General features: G+C 68.8%; 6 protein-coding genes and 1 pseudogene. 2 read left to right on the top strand and 5 right to left on the bottom strand.

Translation table 11 applies throughout. The annotated features are described in order from the left end of the window. Window positions 1-202: 202 nt before the first annotated feature. From FPZ12_RS45225 to FPZ12_RS45215, 3 genes are read right to left on the bottom strand one after another with little or no spacing between them, the layout of a single operon-like run. A complete protein-coding gene (locus FPZ12_RS45225) occupies window positions 203-1,090 on the bottom strand; it encodes a 3-methyladenine DNA glycosylase (protein WP_144762209.1) in 888 nt (295 codons plus the stop codon). Window positions 1,091-1,102: 12 nt separating this feature from the next. Continuing rightward, window positions 1,103-2,146, bottom strand: coding sequence for a hemolysin family protein (locus FPZ12_RS45220; RefSeq protein WP_144762212.1), 1,044 nt, complete (start codon window positions 2,144-2,146; stop codon window positions 1,103-1,105). After that, a complete protein-coding gene (locus FPZ12_RS45215) occupies window positions 2,143-3,480 on the bottom strand; it encodes a hemolysin family protein (RefSeq protein WP_166463128.1) in 1,338 nt (445 codons plus the stop codon). The genes FPZ12_RS45220 and FPZ12_RS45215 overlap by 4 nt, the downstream gene beginning before the upstream one ends. 273 nt (window positions 3,481-3,753) lie before the next feature. Here FPZ12_RS45215 and FPZ12_RS45210 point away from each other — a divergent pair, with 273 nt between their 5' ends. Beyond that, the gene (locus FPZ12_RS45210) at window positions 3,754-4,317 is read left to right on the top strand and encodes a TetR/AcrR family transcriptional regulator (protein WP_144762219.1); all 564 of its coding nucleotides are present in this window, start codon (window positions 3,754-3,756) and stop codon (window positions 4,315-4,317) included. Between the two features lie 13 nt (window positions 4,318-4,330). Here FPZ12_RS45210 and FPZ12_RS45205 read toward each other — a convergent pair whose 3' ends face one another. Both FPZ12_RS45205 and FPZ12_RS45200 read right to left on the bottom strand, forming a co-directional pair. Beyond that, on the bottom strand, window positions 4,331-4,897 hold the full coding sequence (locus FPZ12_RS45205) for a TIGR03086 family metal-binding protein (RefSeq protein ID WP_144762222.1): 567 nt from the start codon (window positions 4,895-4,897) through the stop codon (window positions 4,331-4,333). Further along, window positions 4,894-5,487 carry a TetR/AcrR family transcriptional regulator gene (locus FPZ12_RS45200; RefSeq protein ID WP_144762225.1) on the bottom strand — a complete coding sequence of 198 codons (594 nt, stop codon included), beginning with the start codon at window positions 5,485-5,487 and terminating at the stop codon, window positions 4,894-4,896. Before FPZ12_RS45200 ends, FPZ12_RS45205 begins: the two co-directional genes overlap by 4 nt. 137 nt (window positions 5,488-5,624) lie before the next feature. Between FPZ12_RS45200 and FPZ12_RS45195 the strand changes: the two are divergent. Further along, a pseudogene (locus tag FPZ12_RS45195) lies at window positions 5,625-5,862 on the top strand (ergothioneine biosynthesis glutamate--cysteine ligase EgtA); the annotation flags it as partial.

Raw genomic sequence — 5,862 nt, 5'->3', positions numbered from 1 at the left:
AGTTGTGTATAAGAGACACCTCCTGGGGTCTTTCAGGGCGGCGCGGGGCGGGCTCTTCGTCCCTGTAATGACGCCCCATCGTGGTCCTTCCAAACTCTTTGTGGTCGTTGGTCAAACGCGTTCACCCTAACAGGGGTACATCGTGAGGAAAACGTGATGCGCGTGGAAATTCTGTAAAACACAGTGTCACGAACGAAAAGATCTAAGAATCCGTACGCATCGCCAGCGAAGTGTGGCAGAACGAGACCAGACGATCGCGCAGGGGTGCGGCGCGTCGCGCGAACTCTCCTTGCGCGTGCGCGTATTCGGCCCGTCCGGCCGGGGTTTCGATGGGTACCGGAGGGTAGCCGAGGGCTGTCAAATCGTAAGGACTGGCGCGCATGTCCAGCTCGCGGATCTCGGCGGCCAGCGCGAAGCAGTCCGCGATCAGTTCCGCCGGGACAAAGGGGCTCAGTTTGTAACTGATCTTGTAAAGATCCATGTTCGCGTGCAGGCAGCCCGGTTGTTCCAGCGCCGGTTGCGTGGCGCGCGTGGGCTGCAGGGAGTTACGCTGCCGGGCGGGCTCGGTGAAGAAGCGGTACGCGTCGTAGTGCCCGCACCGGATTTCGAGCGCCTCGACGACGTCGTCGGTGCCCGCGGAGCCGAGGCGCAGGGGAAGTTGGTTGTGCCGCACCTGTTCCGGCGTCTGGCGGTACACCATGGCCCACTCGTGCAAGCCGAAACAGCTCAGCCGCGGCGCGCGCGACGCCGTGGACTCCAGCAGGTGCAGGAAGTAGCGCGTGGTGTCGGCGCGCTTGGGCGTGAAGGCCGCTTCGTCGAGCACGACGCCTTCGTCGTCTTCGCGGTACTCGGGGCGTTCGAGAAAGCGCTTCGCCTCCGGCCCGGCCAGCGCGACGCCGGGCCCGGGATGCCAGCGTTCCAGGTGCGCGGGCCGGAAAGAGTAGTACTGGAACAGGAAATCGTGTACCGGGTGCTTCTCGCCGCGCGAGCGCCGCTCCTGGTACGCCCTCGTCCACGGGCGCACCTTCTCGACGTGCGCCTCCTCGAGCGCACGCCACTCCTCCTGTTCCAGAACCAGCACGTCTTCCATGATGCCCGCGGCTCAGGCCGCGACGTGCGTGCCGTCCCGCACCGTGCCGACGTACTCCTCGACCAGGTCCTCCAGCGCGACGACGCCGACCGCGTGGCCGTCCGCGTCGAGCGCGCGGGCCAGATGCGCCCCGTCCTTGCGCATGGCCGAAAGCGCTTGGTCGAGCCGCGCGTGCGTGGACAGTTTCGTGAGTGTGCGGAACTTGTCGGTGGCGATGCGCGTGCCGGGTTCGTCGCCGATCTGGTCCAGCACGTCCTTCACGTGCAGATAACCCAGCAGCTCCCCGGAATCCGAGCACAGCGGGTACCGCGAGAAACCGGTGGCGGACACCGCGCGCTCCACGTCGCCGACCGTCGGGAAACACGGCAGCGTGGTCAGCTCGCCGGTCGGGACGAGGACGTCGCCGACCGTCTTGCGCGTCGAGGACAGGGTTTGGCTCAGCCGCTCGTGTTCGGACTGCTCCAGCAGGCCTTCGCGGCGCGACTCGCTGAGCAGCTCGGCCAGCTCCGTGGAGGTGTACGCCGTCTCCAGCTCGTCCTTCGGCTCCACTTTCACCAGGCGCAGCAAGGAGTTCGCCACGAAGTTCAGCAGCCAGATGAACGGGTTGGCCAGTTTCACCCAGGCCACGTGCACCGGCACCAGCCACAGCGCGAGCCGCTCCGGGTCGGCGATCGCGAGGTTTTTCGGCACCATTTCGCCGATCAGCACGTGCAGCACGGTGATGAACGCCAGCGCGATCGCGAACGAGATCGTGTGCACCAGCACGTCCGGCACGTGCAGCAGTGCGAAGAACCCGCCGAGCCGGTGCGCCACGGCCGGTTCACCGAGGCGGCCCAGCAGCAGCGAGCAGATGGTGATGCCCAGCTGCGCGCCCGCGAGCATCTGTGAGACGTGCCTGCTCGCGTTGATCACGATCCGGGCCCGGGTCTTGCCCTGGTCCAGCAGCGCTTCCAGGCGGTCGCGGCGCGAGGAGATCAGCGTGAACTCCGAGCCGACGAAGAAAGCGTTGGCCAGCAACAGGAGTACGACGAGGAAGATCGAGAGCCAGTCGTTCATCGCACGGGCTCCTCTTCCCTCGCGGGCTGGTCCAGCCGGTGCACGCCGACCTCGGCGATGCGGTGCCGGTCCATCGTGCGCACGGTCAGCCGCCAGCCGCCGAGGTCGACGGACTCGCCTCCGGACGGGATCCGGCCGAGGTGTTCCAGCAGCAGCCCGGCGACCGTTTCGTAGTCGCCCTCGGGCATCGGGAACCCGGTCACCTCCCGGATCTCGTCCGCGCGCAGCTGGCCGGACACCAGCCAGGTGTCCTGGTCGAGCCGGCGGGACGCGGGCTCCTCCCGCTCGTCGTGCTCGTCACGGACATCGCCGATGATCTCCTCGACCACGTCCTCGAGGGTGACCAGCCCGGCAGTGCCGCCGTACTCGTCGACCACCATCGCGATCTGGAAGCGGGAGTCGCGCAGCCGCGAGAGCAGCGCGTCCCCTGGCAGCGACTCGGGCACGGTGGGCACCGGGCGCATCACCGAGCCGATCTTGACCCCGGCGCGCTCGGCCGAGGGCACCACGAACGCCTGCTTCACGTGCACCGCGCCCTGGACGTCGTCGAGATCCTCGCGGTAGACCGGGAACCGGGAGAACCCGGTGCGCCGTGAGATCGCGATCAGGTCGTTGATCGTGTCGTCGGTGGTCAGCGACTCCACCTGCACGCGCGGGGTCATCAGCTCGTCCGCGGTGCGCTCGCCGAAGCGCAGCGACCGGTCCAGCAGCTCCGCCGTGGACGTGTCGAGCGTGCCGCTTTCCGCGCTGGTGCGCACGATCGAGCCGAGCTCCTGCGGCGAGCGCGCCGAGCGCAGCTCCTCCTGCGGCTCGACGCCGAACTTGCGGACCACCCAGTTCGCGCTGTTGTTCATCAGCGTGATCAGCCATTTGAACAGCGCCGAGAAGCGCGAGTGGTAGCCCATCACGGCGCGGGCCGTCCGCAGCGGGCGCGCCACCGCGAGGTTCTTCGGCACCATTTCGCCGAGGATCATCGACAGCGCGGTGGCCAGCAGCAGCGCGACGACGAGCGACGTGCCCTCGGCGACTTCGTCGGACAGCCCGAACGAGGTGAGCAGCGGGCGCACCAGCCTGCCGATCAGCGGCTCCGCGAGGTAACCGGTGACCAGCGTGGTCAGCGTGATCGCGACCTGCGCGCCGGACAGCTGGTATGACAGCGTCGAATGCGCCTTGCGGACCGTCTTCGAGCGACGGTCGCCGACTTCACGGACGTTGGCCTCGATGGTGCTGCGTTCCAGCGCCGTCAGCGAGAACTCGGCCGCGACGGCGAGCCCCGTGCCGATCGTGAGCAGCAGGAACGCGAGTACGCCGAGAACGCTCCACAGCACGTCCATCAGGCAGCACCGGCCGGATGGTGGTCGGGTGAGCCGGGCTCGCCACCCGGCTCAGTACTGTCACCAGGTGTTCGCGCGTCGCGCACGGTGGCGGGTCACTCCTTGGCAAAAAGGGCGGCTGCGGTGCGGTCCATGATAGCGGCGCCCCGCCTGACCTGCGGCCGCACGGCCGGTATGTCCGGGTCACCGGTGATCACCGACACCAACGCCCGCGGGCCCCGGTTCGTTCCCGCCGAGTCGCGCTCGGCCGTCTAGCGTTGCTAGGATCGGGTGATGCCCGTCCAGGAACGCCGAGAGCGCGAACGAGCCCAGCGGCACCGGCTGATCATCGACACCGCGCGCCGGCTGGCCGAGGCGGAGGGCTGGGAGGCCGTGACCACCCGGCGCCTCGCCGACGAGATCGAGTACAGCCAGCCCGTGCTGTACAGCCATTTCAAGGGCAAGGACGCGATCGTCGAGGCCGTCGCGCTGGACGGCATCGCCGAGCTGGCGTCCGTCCTGCAGAAGGCGCGCGCGGAGGCGCCGGACGGCGAAGCGCTCGAGGCCGTCGTGCGGGCGTACGTGGATTTCGCCGACGCAAACCCCGTGCTCTACGACGCTGTCTTCGCGCGCGAAACCCAGCTTCCGTTCGGCACGCCGGAAGCGCCCGAGCCGCTTCGCGCGGCTTTCGGGGAAATGCTGGCGGTGTTCTCGGCGGGCCCGGACAGCGAGACGCGTACTGAGGTGGCGTGGAGCGCGTTGCACGGCCTCGTCACGCTGAACCGCGACGGCCGCCTGCGGCCCGCCTTCGCAGGCCGGCGGCTCGACCTGCTCGTCGCGCTCCTGGCGAAACCCTGACGGCGCGGGGGTTTCAGCCCGGTTCGCGGCCCGTCAACGCGATCAGTTCCACCGTCGCGGGGGAGCCCGCGGGCACCGGCACCGGCGGGGCGAAGATGCCGATCCCTTGCCAGCGCTCGATCTGCGGGCGGAACACGCGCAGCAGTTCCGCGGCGATCTCCTCGGTGATCGGCTGGCCTGCGCCGAGAGCCGTGCTCAGGTCCCACGCGTGGACGGCGAAGTCGAGGGTCATCTGCCAGCCGTACTCCGTGGCCGGGCTGCGCCCGAAGGACAGCTCCACTTCGCGCTCCGTCGCGCCCGGCTCGGTCCACGCCGCGCGCGCCGCCTTGCTGGAGCTTTCCCACTCCGCCACGGGATCCTGGCCCAGCACGTCCCCGTCGTAGCGGTCGCCGACCTCGGCGAGCGTCTGCCCGCCCAGCAGATGCGGCACCCACAGCTGCTCGGAAACGAGGTGGTTGAGCAGATCCCGCACCGTCCAGTCGGCGCAGGGCGTGGGCGCGTCCCACTGACCGGGCCGGATCCGGTGCACGGCTTCGTCGAACTCGCGGAGGCCTTCGGCGTGCGCGTCGAGCAGGTTCACGAGTCCAATGATGCCCGAACCCGGTGCCGCCGCACACTTTCCTCGACGAGATCGAGCACGGGCCCCATGTCGTCGGCGGGCAGCCCCATCGCCAGATGCGACACCAGCCCCTCCAGTACCAGCTCCAGATACGACGTCAGCACGCCGACATCCACGTCGTCGCGCAGGTTTCCGGCTTCGCGCTGCCGCAGCAGGCGGGCGCGCGTGGCGGCGGTGAGCTGCTGCGAACGTTCGGCCCAGCGGCCGCGGAACTCCGGATCCGTGCGCAGCCGCCGCGAAACCTCCAGCCGCGTGCCCAGCCAGTCCGCCGGGTGCTCGCTGCCGCCGGCGAGCAGATCGCGCATCACCTGCACGAGCCCCTGCGCGGCGACGACGTCGGCCATCCGCGCCGCGTCCTCCTCCGCGAGGGCGAGGAACAACGACTCCTTGTCACGGAAGTGGTGGAAGATCGCGCCGCGGGAGAGCCCGGTGGCTTCCTCCAGGCGCCGGACCGTGGCACCCTCGTAGCCGTAACGGGCGAAGCACACGCGTGAGCCGTCGAGAATCTGGCGACGTCGCGCGTCGAGATGATCCTGACTGACCCGTGGCATTCCCTGATCCTGTCACCCGCGGTAGTTCTTACGCAATCCGTACGTACGTACTGTGTCGCGTCCTCGAACCCTGAAATTGTCGTACCGCGCGTGTAGCGTCCGACAGCAAGTGCTCTCACCGATTGGACAGGTGTGACATGACAGCCGTTCGCCACGTATCCGGGTGTGCCGGCAGTGCCCCGAGAGTCGCCGAGCAGTCGGCGAAGATCATCTCGGATCGCGCCGCCGGTGAAGCCTACGTAGCGTCGGTGTGCTTCAAACACGGGCCGCCGCGCCTGCTGGGCGTGGAACTCGAGTACACCGTGCACTACGCGGACAACCCGCTAAGACCCCTTGACCCGCAAGACCTCAGCCGCGCACTGGGTCCCCACACCC

The sequence above is a fragment of the Amycolatopsis acidicola genome (assembly GCF_007713735.2).
GTDB classification, from domain to species: domain Bacteria; phylum Actinomycetota; class Actinomycetes; order Mycobacteriales; family Pseudonocardiaceae; genus Amycolatopsis_E; species Amycolatopsis_E acidicola.
The sequence above is the reverse complement of the archived record's forward strand: the minus strand, read 5'-3'. Positions and strand labels throughout refer to the sequence as shown.

What these genes read in the sequence shown, in the direction of transcription:
- FPZ12_RS45215 (WP_166463128.1), bottom strand. Translation starts at nt 3,480, where the DNA reads ATGGACGTGCTGTGGAGCGTTCTCGGCGTACTCGCGTTCCTGCTGCTC.
- FPZ12_RS45210 (WP_144762219.1), top strand. Translation starts at nt 3,754, where the DNA reads ATGCCCGTCCAGGAACGCCGAGAGCGCGAACGAGCCCAGCGGCACCGG.
- FPZ12_RS45220 (WP_144762212.1), bottom strand. Translation starts at nt 2,146, where the DNA reads ATGAACGACTGGCTCTCGATCTTCCTCGTCGTACTCCTGTTGCTGGCC.
- FPZ12_RS45200 (WP_144762225.1), bottom strand. Translation starts at nt 5,487, where the DNA reads ATGCCACGGGTCAGTCAGGATCATCTCGACGCGCGACGTCGCCAGATT.
- FPZ12_RS45225 (WP_144762209.1), bottom strand. Translation starts at nt 1,090, where the DNA reads ATGGAAGACGTGCTGGTTCTGGAACAGGAGGAGTGGCGTGCGCTCGAG.